This is a genomic window from Streptomyces sp. NPDC086777 (genome assembly GCF_040702065.1).
GTDB lineage: Bacteria > Actinomycetota > Actinomycetes > Streptomycetales > Streptomycetaceae > Streptomyces.
Genome location: NZ_JBFBJI010000032.1, coordinates 47931 through 71396, shown reverse-complemented (window position 1 = coordinate 71396; position 23466 = coordinate 47931). Strand labels below are relative to the sequence as shown.

Below are 23466 nucleotides of genomic sequence, written 5' to 3'. Positions count from 1 at the left end.
GAGAAAACCGTACCGCCCTCCAATCTCCGTTGCTGACCGACGCGTTCGCCATGTTTCGTTCCCGGGTCGCCGGCAGAGGACACCGCGAGCCCCCGCGGGGACCCCGTCAGGCGTAGAACCGCGACAGGCTCTGCAGCACCGCGGCGGGCTTGGTCGCGCCCTCGATTTCGATCGTCCCGTCCACGGTGATCTGGACGCCGCCCGGCACGTCCTGGACCTCCGTGAGGCGGCCGGTCAGGCGGATGCGGGAGCCGACCTTCACCGGGGAGGGGAAACGCACCTTGTTGAGGCCGTAGTTGACCTTCGTGGTGACGCCCCGGACGTCCAGCAGCTCGGTGAACAGGGGGATGAACAGCGACAGGGTGAGGTATCCGTGGGCGATCGGGGCGCCGAAGGGGCCCGCGGCCGCCCGCTCCGGGTCGACGTGGATCCACTGGTGGTCGCCGGTGGCGTCGGCGAAGGTGTCGATGCGGTCCTGGGTGACCTCGATCCAGTCGCTGCTGCCCAGGTCGCTGCCCGCGAGCTTCTTCAGTTCGGCGAGGCCGTTGACGGTGACGGTCATGTGGCGTTCCTTGGCTGGGAGTCGGGAGAGCCGTAGCGCTTGCGCACGCGGGCCTTGAGGAGCTTTCCGGAGGCGGTGCGCGGGAGTTCGTCGGCGAGCACCACCGAGGTGGGGAGCTTGTACTTGGCGAGCCGCCCGGCCAGCGAGGCGAGCACCTCCTCGGGGTCGAGGACGGTGCCCTCGCGGGGCACGACCACCGCGCGCGGCACCTCGCCCCACTTGTCGTCCGGCACGCCGATCACCGCGCACTCCGCGATGCCGGGGTGGGCGAGGAGCAGGTCCTCGATCTCGGCCGGGTAGACGTTCTCGCCCCCGGAGATGATCATGTCCTTGAGGCGGTCGACGATGAAGACGTAGCCGTCCTCGTCGACCGTGGCCGCGTCCCCGCTGCGGAACCAGCCGTCGGCGAAGGAGGCCGCGGTCTCCTCCGGCAGCCCCCAGTAGCCGGGCATGACATGGGGGCCGCGGACCGTGACCTCGCCGGGCTCGCCGACGTCGACCGGCGTCAGGTCCGGCCGCACGACCCGAACGTCGCTGAAGAAGTGCGGTACGCCGGCCGAGCCCGCCTTGCTGAGAGCGTGCTCGGCGTCGAGGAAGAGGACGCCGGGCGCGGCCTCGGTCATGCCGTAGCCCTGCAGGAAGGTCAGTCCGCGGTCCTGGTAGGCGGCGATCAGCGGGGTCGGGACCGGGGAACCGCCGCAGGTGAGGATGCGCAGCGAGGACAGGTCGGCGTCCGGCCAGCGGGGGTGGCGGGCCAGCTGGTGGAACATGGTCGGGACCCCGAACATGAAGGTGATCCGGTGCTGTTCGATCAGGTCGAAGGTGGCGTCCGGGTCGAAGGACTCCACCAGGACGCAGGTGCCGCCCTTGAGGAGGACCGGCAGGGTGAGCATGTTGAGGCCCGCCGTGTGGAACAGCGGGGCCGAGACCAGGGCGCGCTCGTCGGCGATCAGGTCGGTGTCCACGAGCACGTTGAGCGCGTTCCAGGTGAGGTTGGCGTGCGTGAGCATCGCGCCCTTGGGGCGGCCGGTCGTCCCCGAGGTGTACATGATGATGCAGGTGTCGTCGGGGAGGACCGGTTCGTCGATCGGGTCGTCGGCCGCGGCCGCCAGCAGCTCCTCGTACTCCGGGCCGACCTCGACGTACGTCCGGACGTCACTGGTGCCGGGCAGGCCCGCGACCAGGCCGGCGTGCGAGGGGCCGTAGAGGAGGGCCTTGGCACCGGAGTCGCCGAGCTGGTAGGCGATCTCGGGGCCGGCCAGGCGGGTGTTGAGGGGGACGAAGACCGCGCCGAGCAGGCCGGCCGCGAACAGGGTCTCCAGGTAGGCGGGGTGGTTGGGGCCGAGGTAGGCGACGCGGTCGCCGCGGCGGATGCCCCGGGCGCGCAGGGCGTGGGCGAGGCGGGCGGTGCGGGCGTGCAGGGTGCGGTAGTCGGTCGGCTGCCCGCCGAACACCAGTGCCGTGCGGTTCGGGGTCTTGCGGGCCCGGCGTGCGGGCCACGACCCCAGTCCCTCGTTGCGCATCTGCGGTCCCTTACGGCTTGGTCAGCCCGAGCAGGCGGGCGGCGTTCTCCTTGAGGATCTTCGGCCGGACCTCGTCCTTGATCGGCAGCTTCGCGAAGTCGGCGAGCCACCGGTCGGGGGTGAGGACGGGGAAGTCGGAGCCGAACAGCACCTTGTCCCGGAGCAGCGTGTTGGCGTACTGCACGAGCTGCGGCGGGAAGTACTTCGGCGACCAGCCGGACAGGTCGATGTGCACGCCCGGCTTGTGGGTGGCGACGGCGAGGGCCTCGTCCTGCCAGGGGAAGGACGGGTGCGCCAGGATGATCTTCAGGTGCGGGAAGTCGGCGGCCACGTCGTCCACGTGCAGCGGGTTGCTGTACTTCAGCCGGATCCCGCCGCCGCCCGGCACGCCGGCGCCGATGCCGGTCTGGCCGGTGTGGAAGAGGGCGATGGTGCCGGTCTCCTCGATCACCTCGTAGAGGCCGTAGGCCACCGCGCGGTCGTTCGGGAAGAAACCCTGGATGCTGGGGTGGAACTTGAAGCCCTTCACCCCGTACTCCTCGACCAGGCGGCGGGCCTGGCGCACTCCCGCCTTCCCGCGGAAGGGGTCGACGGAGGCGAAGGGGATCAGGACGTCGGGGTTGGCGGCCGCGGCCTCGGCGACCTCCTCGTTGGGGACGGGCGGGGTACCGGTGGCGGACTCGGCGTCCACCGTGAAGATCACGGCGGCCATGTTCCGTTCCCGGTAGTGGGCCGCGGTCTCCTCGATGGTCGGCTTCCGGTCGCCCTCGACCTTGAAGTAGGCGGCGGAGGCGTCGTGCAGGTCGTCGTCGAGGCCGGAGTGCCCCCGGGAGGAGACCTCGGCGTGCGTGTGGACGTCGATCGCGGTGAGGGCCTCGATGTCCATCACGCCTCCGGGAGTACGGGCGCCGGGATGCCGACCGTCTGGAGTTCGGCGCCGACCGAGGTGGGGAAGGCGTCGGCCAGGGTCTCCGGGGTCCAGCCGCCGTCGGCGTAGGCGGCCCGGATCTCCTGCGGATGCGACCAGAGTGCCACCTTGTCGCCGCCGATGCCGATGGCCTGGCCGGTGATCGAGCGGGCGGCCTCGGAGGCCAGGAAGGCAACGAGGGCCGCGCAGTCCTCGGGGGTGCCGAAGCCCTCGCCCCTGCGCAGGAAGCCCGGGAGCGGCTCGCCGTTCCGCATGGCCTCGACGTACGGCGCGAAGGCGGGGATGGTCTCGGTCATGGCGGTGGCGGCCACCGGGACGATCGCGTTGACGGTGATGCCCGCCCGGCCCAGCTCCATCGACCAGGTGCGGGCCATGGCGGCGACACCGGCCTTGGCGGCGGCGTAGTTGGTCTGGCCGAAGTTGCCGCGCTGCCCGGCCGGGGAGCCGACCAGGATCAGGGTGCCGCCCTCGCCCTGCTCGCGCATCCGGACGGCGGCGGCGCGGGCGCAGGTGAAGGTGCCCCTGAGGTGGGTGGTGACGACGGCGTCGAAGTCGTCGTCGGTCATCTTCCAGAGCACCTTGTCGCGCAGGATGCCCGCGTTGGTGACCAGGACGTCGAGGCGGCCGAACTCCTGGACCGCCCGGTTCACGAGGCGGTCCGCGGCCTCCGCGGTGCCGACCGGGACCACCTCGGCGACGGCGGTGCCGCCGGCCTCGGCGATGGACTTCACTGCCTGCTCGGCGACGCTCTCGTCCACGTCGTTGACGACCACCGAGGCGCCGTGGGCGGCGAGGGCGTGGGCATAGGCGAGGCCGAGGCCCCGGCCGCTGCCGGTGACGACGGCGGCCTTGCCGGTGAGATCGATGGTGGGCACGGTCGGTCCCTTCACAGACGAGGGTGGCGGCCCCGGGGGGCCACCGGCGGCTTCCGAGATCGAAGCTAAGAGCAATAATTGTTGTCGTCAATAGTTGTTGTCGACCCATGGGTGCCTCATGCTGGAATCCGTGCGACAGACCGCCCCGCCGCCGGGGCCCGGACCAGGGAGCCCGCCATCACCCGCCAGCACACCGAGAACCCGACCTCGATCGACGCGGACGAGCCGTGGATGCGCGGGCTGCACGCGGACACGGGCTATCTGCTCTACCGCCTGGGGCTGCGCTCGGGGCAGGTCTTCAACTCGTTCCTGCAGGAGTCGGGGCTGCGGCTGCGCCACTACGCGGTGCTGCGGTTCCTGGCCGGCTCGGAGGGCTCGCTCCAGCGGGAGCTGAGCGCCCGGCTCGGCTACGACCCGAGCGCGATCGTCGGCCTGGTCGACGACCTGGAGAAGCTGGGCTTCGCCGAGCGGCGCCCCTCCCCCGACGACCGGCGCAGCCGGATCGTGGTGCTCACCGGAGCCGGCCAGGCGTTCCTGCGGGACACCGACGAGGCCGGCCAGCGGGTCACCAACGAGCTGCTGGGCCCGCTGGACCCCGCCGAGCGGGCGACGCTGCACGCCCTGCTGCTGCGCGTCGCCGACCGGCCATGACCGCCGCCGCCCGCTCCGCGCCCGACCGGCTGCTCGCGGTGCTGGCCGCCTTCGACCACGGGCACCCGGCGCTCAGCCTGACGGACATCAGCCGCCGGGCGGGGCTCACCCTCAGCACCGCGCACCGCCTGGTCGGCGCGCTCACCACGTGGGGCGCGCTGGAGCGGGACGCGGACGGCGTCTACCACGTGGGGCTGCGGCTCTGGGAACTCGCCGCGCTGGCGCCGCGCGGTCTCGCCCTGCGGCAGATCGCGCTGCCCTACCTGGAGGACCTGTACGAAGCGACCCACGAGAACGTGCAGCTGGCGGTGCGGGACGGGCCGGACGTGGTCTACATCGAGTGGCTGTCGGGGCGTTCGGCGGTGGGCGTGCACATCCGGGTGGGTGCCCGCTGGCCGCTGCACGCGACCGGGGTGGGGCTCGCCCTGCTCGCGCACGAGACGCCCGGCTTCCAGCAGGACTACTGCGCGGGCCCGTTGACGTCCTTCACGCCGTACACCGTCATAGACCCGGACCGGTTGCGGCGCTCGCTGGCCGAGGTCCGGCGGACGGGGGCCGCGGTGAGCAGCCGGCAGGTCACCGACGACGCGCTGTCGGTGGCGGCTCCGGTGCGCGGCGCGACCGGACAGGTGGTCGCGGCCGTCTCGGTGGTGGTGCCCGAGGCCGACGCCCAGGTGCCGGTGCTGGTCCCGGCGGTGCGGCTGGCGGCCCGCGGGATCTCCCGGGCGCTGGGCTGGCAGCCGGACCGGACGACGGGCCGGGCCGTGTAGCGTGTCCCGGTGACGACGAGCGAGGCTTACCGGGAACTGGGCGAGGCCGCCTGGACGTGGGTCCTGGGGCAGGTGCGGGACGACGAGGGCCCCTGGCTGCCGGAGACGGTGCCGGACGAGGGCACCGGGGACCCGGCCCCCGAGGAGGACCGGGACTCGCTCTACGCGGGGATCGCCGGACTCGCCCCGGTGCTGGCGGAGATCGCACGGTACCGGCCGCTGAGCGCGCCGGAACAGGACCTGGCCGCCGGGATCGTGGACCGGCTGTCGGCGCGGGCACCCGTCGTGACCGAGCCCTCGCTCTACCTCGGTCTGGCGGGCCACGCCACGGCGCTGCGATTGCTCGAACCGGGCAGCGAGACGGTCGTGCTGCGGCGGCTCGCCGAGCTCGCGACCCCCGAGGGCTGGCGGACCACCACCGCGTTCGTACCGGATTCCGACGCGCCCCTGACCGACATCGTCATGGGCGTCGCGGGCGTGGTCATGACGGCGGTCTGGGCGGGCGGCGAGTACGCGGAGCGGATAGCGACGACCGGCGGCGAGGCCCTGCTGCGGATGGCCGACCGCACGGCGGCGGGCCTGGACTGGGGGATCTCGCCGGGCAGCGAGTCGCGGTCCCCGAACTACTCCCACGGCGCCGCCGGGGTGGGCGCCGCCCTGGCGGTGGCGGGCGCGGCGACGCACCGCGAGGACTTCGTCGCGGCCGCCGCGGACGCGGCCCGCCACGTCCTGTCCATGGGCTCCCTCGCGGACGGCGGGTTCGTGGTCCCGCACACGATCCCGCCGTCGAAGCGGGAGGTGGAACCGGTGACGTACACCTGGTGCCACGGCCCGGCGGGCACCTCGCACCTGTTCACGGCGCTCGCCCACGCGGGCGTCACCGAGGTGGCGGGGCACGACGTCGGGGAGCTGCGGCAGCGCTGCCTCACCTCGACCCTCGCCTCGGGGCTGCCGGACCGGCTGCGCCCCGGGTTCTGGGACAACGACGGCCGCTGCTGCGGGACGGCCGGCGTCGGTGACATCGTCCTCGACGCGGCCCAGGACCTCGCGGGCACGCCGGAGGCGGACCCCCTGGTGCGTGCCGCGATCCGGATGGGCGACGCGCTCGTGGAGCGGGCGGTCAGGGACGCGGCGGGGGCCCGCTGGCGCTTCGTGGAGTACCGCATCGAGTCCCCGCTGCTGCCGCCGGGCACGTCGTGGATGCAGGGTGCGGCCGGTATCGCGGCCTACCTGCTGCGCCTCGCCCGGTACCTGGACAGCGGTCCGGACGCCCCGGTCGTGGACCGTCCGGACCAGTGGTGGGCGGTGCCGGCGCGGCTGCGCGGTGCGGGGCCGGCCGTGCTCACCTGACCGCCGCCGTCGCCGTCGCCGTCGCCGGGTACGTCACCTCGTCGTCGCCGTGCCGGGCGGTGCGCGGCAGGTGAGCGTCGTGGCGGTGGAGACCCGGGGGCGGGTGACGCGCCAGTGGACGGTGAGCCGTTCGCCGGGGTCCAGGCGGGGCGCGGTGGCCGCGTCCCGGGCGTGGGCGGTCCAGCCGCTCGGGATGTCGAGGGCGAGCCGGGCGGCGTTCCAGGGGCGGGCGGAGCCGTCGGCGAGCGTCGCGGTGACCGTGAACTCCGTTCCCCGGCCCCCGACTTCGAGGCGCACGCCGAACGGCCCGCACGGGGAGGCCGGCGCCCATGACTGGTGCATCGGCTTCACCGGGGCGTCCGCCCGGGCCGGCCGGGCCGCGGCCAGGCCGTGCTCCTCGCCGGGGTCCCGGCCTGGGTCGTACAGCTCCACGTCCCACTGGTCGTCCGGGGCGCGGCGGTTCTGGCCGGGGGCGAACCGGATCGCCTTGAGGTCGCCCTGCCGCAGGGCCTCGGCGAGCCGGTGTCGCCGCGGCCGTGGTCCGCGGCGTTCTGGCGGGCGGTGACGCCGTCGTGGTTCGGTAGAAGCAGAGGCTGTCGTGGCGGGCCGGGCCGGCGGAGCCGCGCAGGAGCGGGGCGACGGAGAGGCCGTCGACGTCCGCGGGGGCGGGCGCGCCGGCGAGCTCGGCGAGGGTGGGCCGATCGGTGAGCGGGGTAGGCCGGTCGGTGAGCGGGGTGGGCCGGTCGGTGGTGCCGGCCTTGACGTGCCGCGGGGACCAGGCGTTGCGGCATCGACGGCTGCTGAACCGGCCTCCGGCCGGCCCGCGGCCGCGTGGCCGCCGCCCGGCCCCCCGGCCGCTCAGGGGGCCAGTCCCGCCCGCAGCCGCCGGTCGCGCGGGGCGTGGGTGCGGTCGAGGCGGGCGTCGAGGAGTCGCCGCGCCGCCTCGCAACGCCCGTCCGACACCAGGGCGTAGAGCAGGGTCTCCTCCACCACCTCCCGCTGGGCCGCGCTGCCGCCGACCCGGCGCAGCACCGGCAGCAGCGCGTCGAGGCCGCGGGCCGCCTCCTGGAAACGCTCCTCGACGAGCGCCGCGAACGCCTCGCACAGCGGGGCGACCACCTCGCGCTGCACCCCGTCGGCGCCGGCGGCGTGATCGCGCAGCCTGCGCAGCGCGGCCAGGTCGCCCGCGGCGGTGAGGGCGACGGCCGCGTGCAGGGCGGTGAACGCGGTCTGCGGCCGCTCCAGCACGTCGCGCTCCACCGCCTCCAGCACCCCCGCGACCGGGAAGTCGCCCCGCCAGCTGTCGCTCACCCGGGCCCGCCACAGCAGCGACCCGGAGTCGACCAGGGCCCGTACCCCGCTCACCACCCGGCCCGGTGCGAGCTGGGCGAACCACCGCCGGCGGACGGCATCCGGGTCGTCGAGGGCGAGTTCGTGCAGGGCGATGTGCCAGGAGAAGTGCGCCCGGTGCACCGCCCCCCGGCCGCGCCCGGACACCCAGCCGTCGAGCCAGTCCCGGCCCGCCTCGTGCGCGCCGGACTCGTAGTGGACGTGCGCCAGGGCGTGCACCGCGTGCCCGGAGGCCGGCTCGGCGGCCAGCGCGCGGTGGGCCAGTTCGCCCGCCTCGTGCAGCCGCCCCTGCTCCTGGCGCAGGAAGGCCAGCAGCGAGGTATGGAACCAGTGCCCGTCGTAGGCGGGCGAGGTCAGGTCGAGCAGCCTGCGGGCGTCGTCGTCCTGCAGGTCGCTGACCCCGGAGAACGCGATGGTCGGCACGGCCGCCGCGAGCGCCAGCGCGTCGCCGCGGTGCGCGCGCAGATGCCGTACGAGCGCCTCGTCGCCGTCGTCAGCGGTCACCCGGCGGGTGATCACGTCCACGAAGGACCGCTCGCGGTCGTCCGCGCGCTCGCGGGCGCTGCGCTGGGCGTCGGCGAGGGCGCGCGGCACGTCGACGGCGGCGGCGCACTCGTGACCGAGCAGGGCGAGGGCCGCGTGGCCGAGCGCGAAGCCGGGGTCGAGGGCGACCGCGCGGGCGAACGCGTCCTCGGCGCCCGAGCGCACCTTGAGGACCCGGTCCAGGCCGCTGCGGTAGGCGGCGGCCGCCTCGGCGTGCGTGGACAGCGGCAGCCCCTGCCCGTCGGCCGGCCGCCGCGAGCCCCGGCGGCACGCCGGTGGCGGCAGCAGCCGCTGGGCCAGCTCAGCCGCCTGGACGCGGATCTCGGGGATCGCCGTGGTCTCCCACAACTCGCCCCGGCGCGGGGCACCGAGGGTGAACAGGGGTCCGGCGACCCGGCCCCGGGCGTCGGCGAGCTGTCCGTCGTGGGTGGCCACGCCCATGCCCAGCGGGCCGGGGACGGCCAGCCCCGCGGCGAACAGGGCCCGCCACAGCGGGGTGTCCGGACGGCGTCCCGGACCGGTGCAGTCCACCACCCAACCGGCGTGCAGGACCTGCCCGTTGGACAACTCGACGGCGAGGGAGCCGGTTCGGGTCTCGGTGGCGCGCACCACCGTGCCGGTGTGGACGTGCAGGCGCCGCGCGGTGCGGGCGCGGGAGACGTGTTCGGCGGTGGCGGGGGCCATGCGGTGGCGGTGGGTGTTCCACAGGGCGCCTTCTCGGGCCAGGAACTCCTCGCGCTCCTCCGGAGTGAGGCTGCGCCAGAGCCGGGCGGTGTGCGGGCGGAGGCTGTCCAGGCCGGGGCGCCAGTCGCCGTGGGTGCGCACCGAGCGGCTCACATGGCGGTAGACCGCGCGCCGCAGCCGGCCGAGCGAGGTGTCGTCGAGGCCGTCGGGGGCGGGCATCGCGCCGGCCGGGCCGAGGGCGTGCGGCTGGGGCAGCAGCCCGCTGCGGGAGAGCGCGTGCACGGTGCGGCCGGAGCGGTCGAGGGTGAGGGCGAGGTCGACGGCGGTCAGGCCGGTGCCCACCAGGAGGACGTCCTCGGGGCTGTCCCGTACGGGGTCGAGCGCCTCCGGCGCCCACGGGCTGGCGACGAAGCGGGGCGAGGTGCGCAGGGCGGGCGGGGCCCAGCCGGCGCTCGCCCCGGCGGGGCCGGTGGCCAGGACCGCGTTGTCGGCCGCCAGGGGTCCCCCGTCGGCGAGGTGGAGTTCCACCCGGCCGTCGGGTGTGCCGGTACAGCTCTCCGCGAGGGTGCGCAGCCGGCGTACGGCGACCGTGCCGTGGGCCCGGACGACGGCCTGGCCGAGGGTGTCGGCGAGGTAGGCGCCGAAGCGGTAGCGGGTGGCGAAGTCGGCGCCGGTGACGGCGGGTTCGCCGTGCCGGCAGAGCCAGCGGACGAAGTGCCCGGGGTCGTCGGGATAGGCGCTCATGTTGCCTGCGGGCACGTTGAGCCGGTGCCGGGGGTCGCGGGTGGCGTAGGCGGTGCCCCGGCCCGCCTCCGGGGCCGGGTCGATCAGGACGAGGTCGAGCGGAGTCCGGCGGCGGTGCGCCGTCTCGCAGAGCTGGACGGCGGTGAGGGTGCCCGCCGCGCCTGCTCCCACGATGGCCACGGTGTGCCGCTTGCGGACGTCGGTCACGGAATACCTCCGGCGGGGTCGGCTTGCTGCTTCTTCACTATTCCGATCGGGTAGGTGGGGAAGCCAGCCCGGGAAGGTGATCTCACCGGAAACTCAGGCCGCCGGTCGGGCGTTCATACTCTGTTCACGATCGGCGGAGCGGGACAACCCGGGTTCCGGCCGACTCCCCGGTCCGCGGCGGATCGGCCGCGGCTGCGCAGCGTGACGTCATCGCTCCTCATCGGAATCTCAGCGGGCGCCCCCGCGATTCAAAGGAACCACCCATACAACCGGCGCAGGATGCCCTGGCACAGGTGGACAAGTCAGGAAGGCGTGTCGTGGGCGTCCAGCACATATCGAACGGGTCCGGACGGCGGTCGGGGACATGGTCCCGGCGCGGGATCCTCGCCGCTCTCGGCGCGGTGCCCGCGGGGGCGGCGCTGGCCGGATGCAGTTCCTCCGCGGACGCCTCGGCCGGCACCGGCGGCAAGGGGGCCACCGCCTCCGTGAAGTCGGCGGCAAAGAAGGCGACGATCACGGTCACGCCCGTCTCCGGCACCCGGAAGGCCGACTTCACCACCCCGGTCGAGGTCACGGTCGCCGACGGCACGCTGGCCTCCGTGACCGTGGCGGGCAACGACGGGTCGACGCTCGCGGGGAGTTTCAACGACGCGAAGACGAAGTGGACCTCGGCGAAGAACCCGTACTCCGGCACGAAGTACACGGTGACGGCGAAGGCGCAGGGCGCGGCCGACGAGACGGTGGCCACCTTCACCACCCGGTCCCCCGGCGAGACGTTCGTCGGCTACTTCACGCCGGAGGCGGACTCCACGTCCGGCGTCGGCATGCCGGTGTCGATCAACTTCACGCACGCGGTCACGGACCGGGCGGCCGTGCAGAGGGCGATCACCGTGACCGCCGAGCCGGCGGTCGAGGTCGTCGGGCACTGGTTCAGCGACACCCGGCTCGACTTCCGCCCGGAGACCTACTGGGCGTCCGGCACCACGATCACGCTCGGCCTGGACCTGAAGGACGTGGAGGGCTCGGACGGCGTCTACGGCGTGCAGTCCAAGGACGTCACCTTCCACATCGGGCGCGAGCAGATCAGCACGGTCGACCTGTCCACCAAGCAGATGGTGGTGAAGCGGGACGGCGCCACGTACGCCACCTACCCGGTCACCGGCGGCGACTCCGACCACACCACCTGGTCCGGGATCATGGTGATCAGCGAGCGGTTCACGCAGACCCGGATGGAGTCCTCCACGGTCGGCCTCGGCGACGAGTACGACATCCCGGACGTCCCGCACGCCCAGCGCCTCACCACCTCCGGCACCTTCGTGCACGGCAACTACTGGGCGTCCACCTCGGTCTTCGGCAGCCAGAACACCAGCCACGGCTGCGTGGGCCTGCACGACGCCAAGGGCGCGGGCGACTCCTCGGTGGCGGGCTACAGGTTCTACGAGAGCTCGATGCTCGGCGACGTCGTCGTCGTCAGGAACTCCGGCGACCGGACCGTCGAGGCCTCCAACGGCCTGAACGGCTGGAACCTGTCCTGGACGGACTGGAAGGCGGGCAGCGCGGTCTGAGGCCTGCCGCGCAACGCCTCGCCGCGGTCGAGATGCCCGGGACGCGCGGAGCGGCACGTCCGTACTGGTCCCCCGGGTGGCGGGAAGCAGGGAGCCGACGCCCGCCGGGGAGCGACTTCACCACCTGAACCATGTGGAGAAACAAGGAGATTCCTTGCTTTAACTCTTGACGGCCGCAGGCACGGAGAGCACATTGGGCCCACTTTGAGAGCGCTCTCAACGGTCCCGGCACTCCGGGCGCTCTCGGAGATCCACCCGCACCCCCCAACTCCGTACCCGAGAGGCACCCCCATGAGTGAAACCTCCGGTATATCCCCTGCGGACCACAGACGGCGGCGCTCGCTGCGCCGCGGCCTGCTCGCCACGCTCGCCACCATGGGCCTGGCGGTCGCGGCCGCCACGACCGCCACCCTGCCCGCCAGCGCCTCGGCCCCCTCCGTGCCGTCCGGCTGGAGCCAGGTCTTCCTCGACGACTTCAACGGCACGGCCGGCACCGGCGTCAACACCTCCAACTGGCAGTACGACACCGGGACCTCGTACCCCGGAGGCGCCGGCAACTGGGGCACCGGCGAGGTCGAGACGATGACCAACAGCACCAGCAACGTCGCTCTCGACGGCAGCGGCGACCTGAAGATCACCCCGCTGCGCGACTCGGCCGGCAACTGGACGTCGGGCCGGATCGAGACCAACCGCACCGACTTCCAGCCCCCGGCCGGCGGCAAACTGCGCGTCGAGGCGCGCATCCAGATGCCCAACGTCACGGGCAACGCGGCCCTCGGCTACTGGCCGGCCTTCTGGATGCTGGGCGCCCCCTACCGGGGCAACTACCAGAACTGGCCGAGCGTCGGCGAGCTGGACATCATGGAGAACGTCAACGGCATCAACAAGACGTGGGCGACCATGCACTGCGGCACGGGCTCGGGCGGCCCGTGCAACGAGACGACGGGGCTCGGCAATTCGACCGCCTGCCCCAACACCACCTGCCAGTCCGGCTTCCACACCTACACGATGGAGTGGGACCGCTCGGTCAGCCCCGAGGCGATCCGCTTCTCCGTCGACGGCGTCAACTACCAGACCGTGACGGCGAACCAGGTGGACGCCACCACCTGGGCCAACGCCACGAACCACGGCTTCTTCGTCATCCTGAACGTGGCGATGGGCGGCGGCTTCCCGGCCGCTTTCGGCGGCGGCCCGACCTCCGCCACCGAGTCCGGCCACCCGATGCTCGTGGACTACGTCCAGGTGCTCTCACAGAGTGGGAGCGGTACCACGACCCCGCCGACCGGCAACCGTGACGCCTACAGCACCATCCAGGCCGAGTCGTACGACGGCCAGTCCGGCGTCAGCACGGAGACCACCACGGACACCGGCGGCGGCTCCGACATCGGCTACGTCGCCAACGGCGACTGGGCGCTCTACAGGGGGGTGAACTTCGGTTCCACGGCGGCCACCCAGTTCTACGCGAGGGTGGCGAGCGGCGCGGCCTCCGGGGTGAGCGGCCAGGTCCAGGTCCGGCTGGACAGCCCCTCCAACTCCCCTGTCGGCAGCTTCTCGGTCGCCAACACCGGCGGCTGGCAGACCTGGACGACGATCCCGGCCAACATCAGCTCGGTGACCGGCACCCACGACGTCTACCTGACCTTCAGCAGCGGCCAGCCGGCGGACTTCGTGAACGTGAACTGGTTCGACTTCGGCCACTGACACGGGAGCCGGGGCCGCTCCGCGAGGGTCACCGCGCGGGGCGGCCCCGCGCCGGCCGGAGGCCCGTGCGGCTCTCAGGGCTCCACGCCACAGCGTCGCGCGATGGCCTTCAGGCGCTCCAGTTCGCGTTGCGCCGCGGCCACATGGGCGAGGTCGAGGGCCATCCAGGCGCGGGCGGTGACGTAGCCGATGTCCTCGCGGGTGGCTGCGTCGAGGTCGCCGGCGTCGCGGAGACGGTAGCCGGTGACCGCCAGGGTGACCACGATGTGATCGAGACGGTCCCGCAGGCACAGCGGGAGCGGGGGCACCGTGTCCTTGACGTAGTCGCGGGCCTGCCGGTCGGCCTCGCAGGGACGGGGCGGCATCGGAGCCCAGGCCAGGCCGGCCGCACGGGCCGTGTCGTCCATGTCCGCCAGGCGGGCGCGGGCGACGGCCCTGTCACCCTCGGCGGCGAGTGCGCGGGCGTCGTCCAGCAGGGAGCGCAGCGCGGCCCGGACCCCTGGATCCTCGCCCGTCCGCGCATCGAGATAGCCGGACCACACGTCGAACGCCTTGCTCAACTCGGCGTCCAACAGGGCCTCGTACACATCGGGCACGCCGCCGACTCTCCCCTCCGGCCGTCCCGGGCGGACGGCAGCGGTTCACGACAGAAGGGGCACCGGACTCCCCGCGCGCGAATTTCCCGCCCGCCTCAGCGCAGCTCCGCCCGGAACGCGACCGGGCTCTGACCGGTGTGCAGGTGGAAGAACTTGGAGAAGTTCGCCGCGTCCGGGAAGCCGATCGCGGCGCCGACCCGGCCGATCGGGAGGTCGGTGTGGGCGAGGAGGCGCTTGGCCTCCAGGACGACCCGCTTGTCGATGAAGCCCTTGGGGGTCTCCCCCGTCGCGGCGCGGACCGCGCGGACCAGGGTGCGGCGGGAGTAACCGAGGCTGTCGGCGTAGGCGCTGACGCTGTGGTTGGTGGCGAAGTCCCTCTCCACCGCGTCCCGGAACAGGGTGAAGGTCGTGTCGGCCTGGCTGCGGGCCGCCTCCGCCGAGGTGGCCGCGAGGTGGGCGAGGCGCAGGAGAAACGCCGTCAGGGAGTGCCGCAGCACCGAGGTGTGCAGGCTCAGGGGGAGGGTCTCGGTGTCCTCGTACTCGCGTTGCAGGTGGGCGAGCGAGGCCTGGAGCGCGGCGAGCTGCGGGGCGTCGGGGCGCAGCAGCGGCGGCAGGTCGTAGCGGTAGAGGCCGGTCGCCTCGACGGTGGCCCGCGGCAGGAAGCCGGGCTGCATGGTCAGGACGGTTCCGCGGTACTCGCAGGTCCGCGAGAAGCGGTGCACCTGTCCCGGGCGGATCCAGAGCAGGTCGCCGGCCCGGGCCTCGTACCCGGCGAAGTCGATCATGTGGCGGACCGGGCCCTCGGTGAAGAGCATGACCACGTGGAAGTCGATGCGGTGGACGCGCTCCAGCGGGGCGTCGGCGTGCCAGAGGCGTTCGGTTCCCATCGGGCCGACCTGGATGCCGACGCCGCCGACGCTCAGATCCACCGGGAAGGGGAAGGTCCTGATTCCGTCACCGTCGCCTGGCCCGTCGGGCGTTCTGTCCGCCATGTCCTTCTCGTGCCGTCCCTGTCGAAGATCCGTGTCCCACTTTCACCACAGGCTGACACACCCCGACCTTCCCTCCCAAAAGTCAGACTTTTACTTTTGAACGCGTCAGGCCAGCCAGAACGCTTCGAACGAGGACTTCTTGAAGATGAGCACGCAGACATCGGTGGGCGTCGACGACGGCTTCGAGTGGACCGACCTCGACCGGCGCGCCGTGGACACGGCCCGCCTCCTCGCGGCCGACGCGGTACAGCAGGTCGGCAACGGGCACCCCGGCACCGCGATGAGCCTGGCCCCGGCGGCGTACACGATCTTTCAGAAGGTGATGCGCCACGACCCGGCCGACCCGGAGTGGACCGGCCGGGACCGTTTCGTCCTCTCCCCCGGGCACACCTCGCTCACCCTCTACACCCAGCTGTTCCTCGCCGGGTACGAGCTGGAGCTGGCGGATCTGAAGGCCTTCCGGACGCACGGGTCGAAGACGCCCGGTCACCCGGAGTACGGGCACACGGCCGGCGTCGAGACCACCACAGGACCGCTCGGCCAGGGCGTCGCCAACGCCGTCGGCATGGCGATGGCCGCCCGCTACGAGCGCGGCCTCTTCGACCCCGAGGCCGCCGAGGGCACCTCCCCCTTCGACCACACCATCTGGGCGATCGTCTCCGACGGCGACCTGGAGGAGGGCGTCTCCGCCGAGGCCTCCTCGATGGCCGGTCACCAGAGGCTCGGCAACCTGGTCCTCGTCTACGACGACAACCACATCTCCATCGAGGGCGACACCGCGACCGCCTTCTCCGAGGACGTGCTGGGGCGCTACGAGGCCTACGGCTGGCACACCCAGCGCATCGAGCCGACCGCCGAGGGCGACGTCGACGTGCACGCCCTGTACGCGGCCCTGAAGGCGGCCAAGGCCGAGACCGAGCGCCCGTCCATCATCGCCATGCGCACGATCATCGCCTGGCCCGCCCCGAACGCCCGGAACACCGAGGCCTCGCACGGCTCCGCGCTCGGCGCCGACGAGGTCGCCGCCACCAAGCGCGTCCTCGGCTTCGACCCGGAGCGGAGCTTCCAGGTCGACGCCGACGTGCTGGCCCACACCCACCGGGCCCTGGACCGGGGTGCCGAGGCCCACGCGGCCTGGGACAAGCGCATCGCCGAATGGCGCACCGGGAACGGGGAGCGGGCGCGGCTCTTCGACCGGGTCGTGGCCGGCCGGCTCCCCGAGGGCTGGGAGTCCGAGATCCCCGTCTTCGAGGAGGGCAAGGCGGTGGCCACCCGCGCCGCCTCCGGCAAGGTCCTCCAGGCGCTCGGCGCGCTGCTGCCCGAGCTGTGGGGCGGTTCCGCCGACCTCGCGGGCTCCAACAACACCACCATCGACAAGACGTCCTCGTTCCTGCCGAAGGGCAACCCGCTGCCCGAGGCCGACCCGTACGGCCGTACCGTCCACTTCGGCATCCGCGAGTTCTCGATGGCCGCCGAGATGAACGGCATCGCCCTGCACGGCAACACCCGCATCTACGGCGGCACCTTCCTGGTGTTCTCCGACTACATGCGCAACGCCGTCCGCATGTCGGCGCTCATGCAGCTCCCGGTGACGTACGTCTGGACGCACGACTCCATCGGGCTCGGCGAGGACGGCCCGACCCACCAGCCGGTCGAGCACCTGGCCGCGCTGCGCGCCATCCCGGGCCTGAACGTCGTCCGCCCGGCCGACGCCAACGAGACCGCGGCGGCCTGGGCCGAGATCCTGAAGAGGCACGCCACGCACCCGGCCCCGCACGGGCTCGCGCTGACCCGCCAGGGCGTGCCGACGTACGCGCCGAACCCGGACGCGGCAAAGGGCGGCTATGTGCTGCGCGAGTCGTCGACCGAGACCCCGGAGGTGGTCCTGATCGCCACCGGTTCCGAGGTGCACCTCGCCGTCGAGGCCCGTGACCTGCTGGAGGCCGAGGGGGTCGGCACCCGCGTGGTGTCGATGCCGTCCGTGGAGTGGTTCGAGGAGCAGCCCCGCGAGTACCGCGAGAGCGTCCTGCCGCCGGCCGTGAAGGCGCGGGTCGCCGTGGAGGCCGGGATCGGCCTGACCTGGTACCGCTTCGTGGGCGACGCCGGCCGGATCGTCTCCCTGGAGCACTTCGGCGCCTCCGCCGACGCCAAGACCCTGTTCGCCGAGTTCGGCTTCACCGCCGAGCACGTGGCCGCGGCGGCCCGCGAGTCGCTCACCGCCGCCCGTACCGCCTGATCCGCCAGCCAGAAACCGTTCAGTAGAGGAAGATGATCACTGTGACCGAAGCAACCGCCACCGCGGGAGCACTGAAGCGCCTGACCGACGAGGGCGTCTCGATCTGGCTGGACGACCTGTCGCGCAAGCGGATCAGCACCGGCAACCTCGCCGGGCTCGTCGCGGAGAAGAACGTCGTGGGCGTGACCACGAACCCGTCGATCTTCCAGGCCGCCATCGGCTCCGGCGAGGGCTACGAAGAGCAGCTGGCCGACCTGGCCGTGCGGGGGGTCACGGTCGAGGAGGCCGTGCGCATGATGACGACGCAGGACGTGCGGGCCGCGGCCGACATCCTGCATTCTGTATACGATGTGTCACACGGCGCCGACGGGCGGGTCTCCATCGAGGTCGACCCCCGCCTCGCCCACCGCACCGCCGCCACCGTCGCCGAGGCCAAGCAGCTCTTCTGGCTGGTCGACCGCCCCAACGTGATGATCAAGATCCCGGCGACGAAGGCCGGTCTCCCGGCGATCACCGCGGTCGTCGCCGAGGGCATCAGCGTCAACGTCACGCTGATCTTCTCCCTGGAGCGCTACCGCGAGGTCATGGACGCCTACCTGGCCGGCCTGGAGCAGGCCGCGGCCAAGGGCCTGGACCTCTCGGCGATCCACTCCGTGGCGTCCTTCTTCGTCTCCCGCGTCGACAGCGAGATCGACAAGCGGCTGACCGTCATAGGGACGGACGAGGCGCTCGCGCTGAAGGGCCGGGCGGCGCTGGCCAACGCGCGACTCGCCTACGAGGCGTACGAGCAGGTCTTCGCCGGCGAGCGCTGGGCGGCGCTGTCGGCGGCCGGCGCCAACAGGCAGCGTCCGCTGTGGGCCTCCACCGGCGTGAAGGACCCGGCGTACAAGGACACCCTCTACGTCGACGAGCTGGTGGCCCCGGGCACCGTCAACACCATGCCGGAGGCGACGCTGAACGCGACCGCCGACCACGGTGACATCCACGGCGACACGGTGACCGGCGGCTACGCGCAGGCCCGTGCGGACCTGGAGGCGGTGGAGCGGCTCGGCATCTCCTACGACGAGGTGGTGGGCAAGCTGGAGGACGAGGGCGTCGCCAAGTTCGAGGTGGCCTGGCAGGACCTGCTGGACGCCGTCACGAAGTCCCTGGACAGCAAGGGAGTTGAGGCGTAATGAGCGAGACCGCCAAGGAGGTGCGGGTGCCGGTGGTGCCCGCGGCCGACTGGGACAACCCGTTGCGCGACGCGCGCGACCGGCGGCTGCCGCGGGTCGCGGGCCCGTCGGGCCTGGTCATCTTCGGGGTGACCGGCGACCTGTCCCGCAAGAAGCTGATGCCGGCGATCTACGACCTGGCCAACCGCGGTCTGCTGCCGCCGGGCTTCTCACTCGTCGGCTTCGCCCGCCGGGACTGGGAGGACCAGGACTTCGCGCAGGTCGTCCACGACGCGGTGCGCGAGCACGCCCGGACCCCGTTCCAGGAGGAGGTCTGGCAGCAGCTGGCCGAGGGCATGCGGTTCATCCCCGGTGACTTCGACGACGACACGGCGTTCAAGCAGCTGAAGTCGGCCGTCGACGAGCTGGACTCCTCCCGGGGCACCGGCGGCAACTTCGCGTTCTACCTCTCCGTACCGCCGAAGTTCTTCCCGAAGGTCGTCCAGCAGCTGAAGAAGGTCGGCCTGGCGACCCCGCCGGAGGGCTCCTGGCGCCGGGCGGTCATCGAGAAGCCGTTCGGGCACGACCTGGCCTCCGCGCAGGACCTGAACGCGGTCGTGCACGACGTGTTCGACCCGGACCAGGTGTTCCGGATCGACCACTACCTCGGCAAGGAGACCGTCCAGAACATCCTGGCGCTGCGCTTCGCCAACCAGATGTACGAGCCGATCTGGAACCGGTCGTACGTCGACCACGTGCAGATCACGATGGCCGAGGACATCGGCATCGGCGGCCGCGCGGGGTACTACGACGGCATCGGCTCGGCCCGTGACGTCATCCAGAACCACCTGCTGCAGCTGATGGCCCTCACCGCGATGGAGGAGCCGATCGCGTTCGACGCGGACGCGCTGCTCACCGAGAAGCTGAAGGTCCTGAAGTCGGTGCGGCTGCCGGAGGACCTCGGCCGGCACACCGTGCGCGGCCAGTACGCCGAGGGCTGGCAGGGCGGCGAGAAGGTGATCGGCTACCTCCAGGAGGACGGCATCGATCCCAGGTCGAAGACCGACACCTTCGCGGCCGTCAAGCTCGGCATCGACAACCGCCGCTGGGCGGGCGTCCCCTTCTACCTGCGCACCGGCAAGCGCCTCGGCCGCCGCGTCACCGAGATCGCGGTGGTCTTCAAGCGGGCCCCGCACTCCCCCTTCGACTCCACGGCCACCGAGGAGCTCGGCGCGAACGCGATCGTCATCCGCGTCCAGCCCGACGAGGGCATGACCGTCCGGTTCGGCTCCAAGGTGCCGGGCACCTCGATGGAGATCCGGGACGTGACGATGGACTTCGCGTACGGCGAGTCGTTCACGGAGTCCAGCCCGGAGGCGTACGAGCGGCTCATCCTGGACGTGCTGCTCGGCGACGCCAATTTGTTCCCTCGTCACCAGGAAGTGGAAGAGTCCTGGAAGATCCTCGACCCGATCGAGACGTACTGGGCCAAGCATGGTAAGCCCGCACAGTACGAGTCGGGCAGCTGGGGACCGCAGGAAGCCGACGAGATGCTCGCACGAGACGGACGGAGCTGGCGCAGGCCATGAAGATCGACCTGACCGACACCACGGCAAGCAAGATCAACAAGGCGCTGGTGCAGGGTCGCCGCGCCATCGGCACGCCCGCCGTGGGCATGGTCCTGACGATGGTGATCGTCACGGACGAGGAGAACGCCTACGACTCGATCAAGGCGGCCGAGGAGGCCTCGCACGAGCACCCCTCGCGCACCCTGGTCGTCATCAAGCGGCACGCCCGCACCCTGCGCGACCGCACCACCTCCCGTCTCGACGCGGAGGTCCGGGTCGGCTCGGAGGCCGGCACCGGCGAGACGGTCGTGCTGCGCACCTACGGCGAGGTCTCCGACCACGCCGACTCGGTGGTGCTGCCGCTGCTGCTGCCGGACGCCCCGGTGGTGGTCTGGTGGCCGGTGGAGGCCCCGGAGACGCCGTCCAAGGACCCGCTGGGCGCCCTCGCCCAGCGCCGGATCACCGACCTGTACGCGGTCGAGCGGCCGATGGAGGTCCTGGAGACCCGCGCCCGCAACTACGCGCCCGGCGACACCGACCTCGCCTGGACCCGGCTCACCCTGTGGCGGTCCATGCTGGCCGCCGCCCTCGACCAGGCCCGGGTCGACGTGACCTCGGCGGCCGTGGAGGCCGAGGCGGACAACCCCAGCGCCGAACTCCTCGCCCGCTGGCTGGAGGCGCGCCTCAAGGTCAAGGTGGACCGCGTGGTCTCCCCCGGCCCGGTCGTCACGAAGGTACGGCTCGGTACCGCCACCGGCGAGATCGTCATCGACCGCCCCGAGGGCCCGCTGGCCACCCTGACCCTGCCGGGCCAGCCGCCGCGCACCCTCGCCCTGAAGGTCCGCTCCACCTCCGAACTGATCGCCGAGGAACTGCGCCGCCTCGACGCCGACGAGATGTACGCCGTCGCCCTGCGGGGCGAGGGCACCAAGGAGACCGTCTCCCATGCCTGACACCCCCGAGCTCACCCGGCGGCCCGAGTGGGCCGCCCTGGAGGACCACCGGGCCGAAGGCCAGCCCGTCCTGCGTGAGCTGTTCGCGGCCGACCCGGCGCGCGCCGAGCGGTACGTCGTACGGGCCGGCGACCTGTACATCGACTACAGCAAGCACCTGATCACGGACGAGACCCTCGCCCTGCTCCGGGAACTGGCCACCGCCACCGACGTGTTCGGGCTGCGGGACGCCATGTTCCGCGGCGAGAAGATCAACATCACCGAGCGGCGGGCGGTCCTGCACACCGCCCTGCGCGCCCCGCGCGACGCGGTGGTCGAGGTCGACGGGGTGAACGTCGTCCCCGGCGTGCACGCCGTCCTCGACAAGATGAGCGCCTTCGCCGAGCGGGTCCGCTCCGGCGAGTGGACCGGCCACACCGGCAGGCGCATCAGGAACGTCGTCAACATCGGCATCGGCGGCTCGGACCTCGGCCCGGCGATGGCCTACGAGGCCCTGCGGGCCTTCACCGCACGGGAGTTGACCTTCCGTTTCGTGTCCAACGTGGACGGCGCCGACCTGCACGAGGCGACCCGCGACCTGGACCCGGCGGAGACGCTGTTCATCGTCGCGTCGAAGACGTTCACCACGATCGAGACGATCACCAACGCGACCTCGGCGCGCACTTGGCTCCTTGACGGGCTGGGCGGCGACGAGAAGGCCGTGGCCAAGCACTTCGTGGCCCTTTCCACGAACGCCGGCAAGGTGACGGAGTTCGGCATCGACCCGGACAACATGTTCGAGTTCTGGGACTGGGTCGGCGGCCGCTACTCCTACGACTCGGCGATCGGCCTCTCCCTGATGATCGCCATCGGCCCGGACCGCTTCCGCGAGATGCTGGACGGCTTCCACCTGGTCGACGAGCACTTCCGCACCGCCCCCGCCGAGGCCAACGCGCCGCTGCTGCTGGGCCTGTTGGGCGTCTGGTACGGCAACTTCTTCGACGCACAGTCGCACGCGGTGCTGCCGTACTCGCACTACCTCTCCAAGTTCACCGCCTACCTGCAGCAGCTGGACATGGAGTCCAACGGCAAGTCGGTGGACCGGGAGGGCCGTCCGGTGCAGTGGCAGACCGGCCCGGTGGTGTGGGGTACGCCCGGCACCAACGGCCAGCACGCGTACTACCAGTTGATCCACCAGGGCACCAAGCTGATCCCGGCGGACTTCATCGGCTTCGCCGAGCCCGTCGCCGAGCTGAGCGATGAACTCAAGGCGCAGCACGACCTGCTGATGGCGAACTTCTTCGCCCAGACCCAGGCGCTGGCCTTCGGCAAGACGGCGCAGGAGGTCCGCGCGGAGGGCGTGGCCGAGGAGCAGGTGGCGCACCGCACCTTCAAGGGCAACCACCCGACGACGACCATCCTCGCGAAGGAACTCACCCCGTCGGTCCTGGGCCAGCTGGTCGCTCTGTACGAGCACAAGGTCTTCGTGCAGGGCGCGATCTGGAACATCGACTCCTTCGACCAGTGGGGCGTGGAGCTGGGCAAGGTGCTCGCCAAGCGTATCGAGCCCGCGCTGACGGAGGGCGCGGACGTGCCCGGCCTCGACCCGTCCACCACCGCCCTCGTCTCGACGTACCGAACGCTTAGGAAGTGAATGACATGCAGCTCGGACTGATCGGCCTCGGCAAGATGGGCGCCAACATGCGCGAGCGGATCCGCCGCGCCGGCCACACCGTCATCGGCTACGACCGCAATCCGGACGTCTCCGACGTCAAATCGCTCGAGGAGCTGGTCGAGAAGCTCGACGCCCCGCGCGTGGTGTGGGTGATGGTCCCGGCGGGCCACGCCACCCAGTCCGTGGTCGACGAGCTCAAGGACCTGCTGTCCGAGGGCGACACCGTCGTCGACGGCGGCAACTCCCGCTGGACGGACGACGAGAAGCACGCCGCCGAACTCGGCATCAAGGGCATCGGCTTCGTCGACGCCGGTGTCTCCGGCGGCGTGTGGGGCCTGCAGAACGGCTACGCGCTGATGGTCGGCGGCGACAAGGAGCACGTCGAGCGTCTCCACCCGGTCTTCGAGGCGCTCAAGCCGGAGGGCCCGTACGGGTACGTCCACGCCGGCAGGGTCGGCGCCGGACACTTCTCCAAGATGGTCCACAACGGCATCGAGTACGCCATGATGCAGGCGTACGCCGAGGGCTGGGAGCTTCTGGAGAAGGTCAAGTCCGTGGACAACGTCCGCGAGGTCTTCCGCTCCTGGCAGGAGGGCACCGTCATCCGCTCCTGGCTGCTCGACCTCGCGGTCAACGCCCTGGACGACGACGAGCACCTGGACAAGCTGAAGGGCTTCGCGCAGGACTCCGGCGAGGGCCGCTGGACCGTCGAGGCGGCCATCGACAACGCGGTGCCGCTGCCGGCCATCACGGCCTCCCTCTTCGCCCGGTTCGCGTCCCGCCAGGACGACTCCCCGCAGATGAAGATGATCGCGGCGCTGCGCAACCAGTTCGGCGGCCACGCCGTCGAGTCGAAGTAG

Annotated in this window: 19 protein-coding genes; 11 read left to right on the top strand and 8 right to left on the bottom strand. The window is 72.3% G+C overall.

Annotation, left to right across the window (positions count from 1 at the left end):
• Nucleotides 1-106: 106 nt before the first annotated feature.
• Genes AB0472_RS34435 through AB0472_RS34420 form a run of 4 tightly spaced genes read right to left on the bottom strand, consistent with a single transcriptional unit; the run spans nt 107 to nt 3888 of the window.
• Complete coding sequence (locus AB0472_RS34435) at nt 107-562, bottom strand: MaoC family dehydratase (RefSeq protein WP_366362389.1); 456 nt, start codon at nt 560-562, stop codon at nt 107-109.
• Nucleotides 559-2085 carry a long-chain fatty acid--CoA ligase gene (locus AB0472_RS34430; protein ID WP_366362387.1) on the bottom strand — a complete coding sequence of 509 codons (1527 nt, stop codon included), beginning with the start codon at nt 2083-2085 and terminating at the stop codon, nt 559-561. The genes AB0472_RS34435 and AB0472_RS34430 overlap by 4 nt, the downstream gene beginning before the upstream one ends.
• A gap of 10 nt (nt 2086-2095) precedes the next feature.
• Entirely contained in the window at nt 2096-2971 is an 876-nt protein-coding gene (locus AB0472_RS34425; RefSeq protein ID WP_366362385.1) for an amidohydrolase family protein, read from the bottom strand.
• Nucleotides 2971-3888 carry an SDR family oxidoreductase gene (locus tag AB0472_RS34420; protein WP_366362383.1) on the bottom strand — a complete coding sequence of 306 codons (918 nt, stop codon included), beginning with the start codon at nt 3886-3888 and terminating at the stop codon, nt 2971-2973. Before AB0472_RS34420 ends, AB0472_RS34425 begins: the two co-directional genes overlap by 1 nt.
• A 231-nt stretch (nt 3889-4119) precedes the next feature.
• On the opposite strand from AB0472_RS34420, the gene AB0472_RS34415 reads away from it, so the two are divergent.
• The 3 genes from AB0472_RS34415 to AB0472_RS34405 are packed head-to-tail and all read left to right on the top strand — an operon-like array spanning nt 4120 to nt 6659.
• Nucleotides 4120-4539, top strand: a complete 420-nt coding sequence (locus tag AB0472_RS34415) for a MarR family transcriptional regulator (protein ID WP_366362408.1) — start codon at nt 4120-4122, stop codon at nt 4537-4539.
• Entirely contained in the window at nt 4536-5309 is a 774-nt protein-coding gene (locus AB0472_RS34410) for an IclR family transcriptional regulator (RefSeq protein ID WP_366362381.1), read from the top strand. Before AB0472_RS34415 ends, AB0472_RS34410 begins: the two co-directional genes overlap by 4 nt.
• Before the next feature lie 9 nt (nt 5310-5318).
• On the top strand, nt 5319-6659 hold the full coding sequence (locus AB0472_RS34405; protein ID WP_366362379.1) for a lanthionine synthetase LanC family protein: 1341 nt from the start codon (nt 5319-5321) through the stop codon (nt 6657-6659).
• A gap of 33 nt (nt 6660-6692) precedes the next feature.
• Here the strand turns inward: AB0472_RS34405 and AB0472_RS34400 are convergent, their stop codons facing one another.
• Both AB0472_RS34400 and AB0472_RS34395 read right to left on the bottom strand, forming a co-directional pair.
• Complete coding sequence (locus AB0472_RS34400; RefSeq protein ID WP_366362377.1) at nt 6693-7091, bottom strand: NEW3 domain-containing protein; 399 nt, start codon at nt 7089-7091, stop codon at nt 6693-6695.
• Between the two features lie 426 nt (nt 7092-7517).
• Nucleotides 7518-10187, bottom strand: a complete 2670-nt coding sequence (locus AB0472_RS34395; RefSeq protein WP_366362375.1) for an FAD/NAD(P)-binding protein — start codon at nt 10185-10187, stop codon at nt 7518-7520.
• 317 nt (nt 10188-10504) lie between these two features.
• Here AB0472_RS34395 and AB0472_RS34390 point away from each other — a divergent pair, with 317 nt between their 5' ends.
• Nucleotides 10505-11752 (top strand): Ig-like domain-containing protein, encoded by a 1248-nt coding sequence (locus tag AB0472_RS34390; RefSeq protein WP_366362373.1) that lies wholly within the window; start codon nt 10505-10507, stop codon nt 11750-11752.
• 291 nt (nt 11753-12043) lie between these two features.
• Nucleotides 12044-13453, top strand: coding sequence for a glycoside hydrolase family 16 protein (locus tag AB0472_RS34385; RefSeq protein ID WP_366362371.1), 1410 nt, complete (start codon nt 12044-12046; stop codon nt 13451-13453).
• Between the two features lie 74 nt (nt 13454-13527).
• Here AB0472_RS34385 and AB0472_RS34380 read toward each other — a convergent pair whose 3' ends face one another.
• The gene (locus AB0472_RS34380; RefSeq protein WP_366362369.1) at nt 13528-14049 is read right to left on the bottom strand and encodes a hypothetical protein; all 522 of its coding nucleotides are present in this window, start codon (nt 14047-14049) and stop codon (nt 13528-13530) included.
• A gap of 95 nt (nt 14050-14144) precedes the next feature.
• Complete coding sequence (locus AB0472_RS34375; protein WP_366362367.1) at nt 14145-15041, bottom strand: AraC family transcriptional regulator; 897 nt, start codon at nt 15039-15041, stop codon at nt 14145-14147.
• 145 nt (nt 15042-15186) lie between these two features.
• On the opposite strand from AB0472_RS34375, the gene tkt reads away from it, so the two are divergent.
• The 6 genes from tkt to gnd are packed head-to-tail and all read left to right on the top strand — an operon-like array spanning nt 15187 to nt 23466.
• Complete coding sequence (tkt, locus tag AB0472_RS34370; RefSeq protein ID WP_366362365.1) at nt 15187-17277, top strand: transketolase; 2091 nt, start codon at nt 15187-15189, stop codon at nt 17275-17277.
• Nucleotides 17278-17309: 32 nt separating this feature from the next.
• Nucleotides 17310-18452 carry a transaldolase gene (tal, locus tag AB0472_RS34365; RefSeq protein WP_366362363.1) on the top strand — a complete coding sequence of 381 codons (1143 nt, stop codon included), beginning with the start codon at nt 17310-17312 and terminating at the stop codon, nt 18450-18452.
• Entirely contained in the window at nt 18452-20020 is a 1569-nt protein-coding gene (zwf, locus tag AB0472_RS34360) for a glucose-6-phosphate dehydrogenase (RefSeq protein WP_366362361.1), read from the top strand. The genes tal and zwf overlap by 1 nt, the downstream gene beginning before the upstream one ends.
• Nucleotides 20017-20952 (top strand): glucose-6-phosphate dehydrogenase assembly protein OpcA, encoded by a 936-nt coding sequence (gene opcA, locus AB0472_RS34355; RefSeq protein WP_366362359.1) that lies wholly within the window; start codon nt 20017-20019, stop codon nt 20950-20952. Before zwf ends, opcA begins: the two co-directional genes overlap by 4 nt.
• Complete coding sequence (gene pgi, locus AB0472_RS34350) at nt 20945-22585, top strand: glucose-6-phosphate isomerase (RefSeq protein ID WP_366362357.1); 1641 nt, start codon at nt 20945-20947, stop codon at nt 22583-22585. The genes opcA and pgi overlap by 8 nt, the downstream gene beginning before the upstream one ends.
• A gap of 5 nt (nt 22586-22590) precedes the next feature.
• Nucleotides 22591-23466 carry a phosphogluconate dehydrogenase (NAD(+)-dependent, decarboxylating) gene (gnd, locus tag AB0472_RS34345; protein ID WP_366362355.1) on the top strand — a complete coding sequence of 292 codons (876 nt, stop codon included), beginning with the start codon at nt 22591-22593 and terminating at the stop codon, nt 23464-23466.

Coding starts and splice junctions, on each gene's coding strand:
- AB0472_RS34435 (WP_366362389.1), bottom strand. CDS start 562: ATGACCGTCACCGTCAACGGCCTCGCCGAACTGAAGAAGCTCGCGGGC.
- AB0472_RS34430 (WP_366362387.1), bottom strand. CDS start 2,085: ATGCGCAACGAGGGACTGGGGTCGTGGCCCGCACGCCGGGCCCGCAAG.
- AB0472_RS34425 (WP_366362385.1), bottom strand. CDS start 2,971: ATGGACATCGAGGCCCTCACCGCGATCGACGTCCACACGCACGCCGAG.
- AB0472_RS34415 (WP_366362408.1), top strand. CDS start 4,120: ATGCGCGGGCTGCACGCGGACACGGGCTATCTGCTCTACCGCCTGGGG.
- AB0472_RS34410 (WP_366362381.1), top strand. CDS start 4,536: ATGACCGCCGCCGCCCGCTCCGCGCCCGACCGGCTGCTCGCGGTGCTG.
- AB0472_RS34385 (WP_366362371.1), top strand. CDS start 12,044: ATGAGTGAAACCTCCGGTATATCCCCTGCGGACCACAGACGGCGGCGC.
- AB0472_RS34375 (WP_366362367.1), bottom strand. CDS start 15,041: ATGGCGGACAGAACGCCCGACGGGCCAGGCGACGGTGACGGAATCAGG.
- tkt (WP_366362365.1), top strand. CDS start 15,187: ATGAGCACGCAGACATCGGTGGGCGTCGACGACGGCTTCGAGTGGACC.
- tal (WP_366362363.1), top strand. CDS start 17,310: ATGATCACTGTGACCGAAGCAACCGCCACCGCGGGAGCACTGAAGCGC.
- zwf (WP_366362361.1), top strand. CDS start 18,452: ATGAGCGAGACCGCCAAGGAGGTGCGGGTGCCGGTGGTGCCCGCGGCC.
- opcA (WP_366362359.1), top strand. CDS start 20,017: ATGAAGATCGACCTGACCGACACCACGGCAAGCAAGATCAACAAGGCG.
- pgi (WP_366362357.1), top strand. CDS start 20,945: ATGCCTGACACCCCCGAGCTCACCCGGCGGCCCGAGTGGGCCGCCCTG.
- gnd (WP_366362355.1), top strand. CDS start 22,591: ATGCAGCTCGGACTGATCGGCCTCGGCAAGATGGGCGCCAACATGCGC.